Below are 686 nucleotides of genomic sequence, written 5' to 3' on the forward strand. Positions count from 1 at the left end.
TATGGTGATCCAGGCCAACCCTATGACTGCGCGCATTTCTTCCTTGAAATCCAGGTCGTTGCGTTCCGCTCGCCTGCGTCTTTCGAGGGACTGGTCGGCGAGGTGGTAGAGCGCATCCGGACCTCGCGCCCGGTTGATCCTGCTTCTCCAGTAATGGCGCCGGGCGATCCCGCCAACAATGCGCGGCGGCTCGCCGAAAAGGACTGTCCTGTTGATCCGGCGACGCTGCGTAGCCTTGAGCAGGCGGCTCAGCGAGCCAACGTGCCATTTCCGTTTTCCATTCCAACCTAGCGAGGCCGACATGCCCAAGAAATCAATCACATCCAGCAAACTGGCAGTTCCGAACGGCCATTTTTCGCAGGCCAGCATCGCGGAAGCCAAGGGCAAGCTGCTATTCATCTCCGGCATGACTGCTCGCAAGGCAGACGGCACAATCGCAGGCATCGGCGACGTTTCAATCCAGACGCGCCAGGTTCTCGATAACGTCAAGGCGGCCGTGGAGGAGGCCGGCGGCACACTGGAGGACATCTGCCGGGTAGACGTCTATGTCCGCAACATCGAGCATTTTGACGCGATCCATAAGGTACGCCGCGAATATTTTCCGAACGAGGCCCCTGCGTCGACAATGGTTGAGGTCAGCAAGATGGTGAAGCCCGAATATCTGATCGAGATCAGCGCCATCGCTG

At 59.0% G+C, this 686-nt stretch carries 2 protein-coding genes; one reads left to right on the forward strand and one right to left on the reverse strand.

Annotated features, from left to right (window positions below; translation table 11 throughout):
• Positions 1–408 (reverse strand): hypothetical protein (locus tag AC1D0I_RS32825; protein WP_477400223.1); only part of this gene is annotated, 408 nt, incomplete at its 3' end.
• Between AC1D0I_RS32825 and AC1D0I_RS32830 the strand changes: the two genes are divergently transcribed.
• Positions 302–686, forward strand: a 385-nt coding sequence (locus tag AC1D0I_RS32830) for a RidA family protein (RefSeq protein ID WP_477400222.1), incomplete at its 3' end; no start/stop codon positions are given. The genes AC1D0I_RS32825 and AC1D0I_RS32830 overlap by 107 nt on opposite strands.

This window comes from Mesorhizobium sp. P2_D1, from assembly GCF_056404455.1.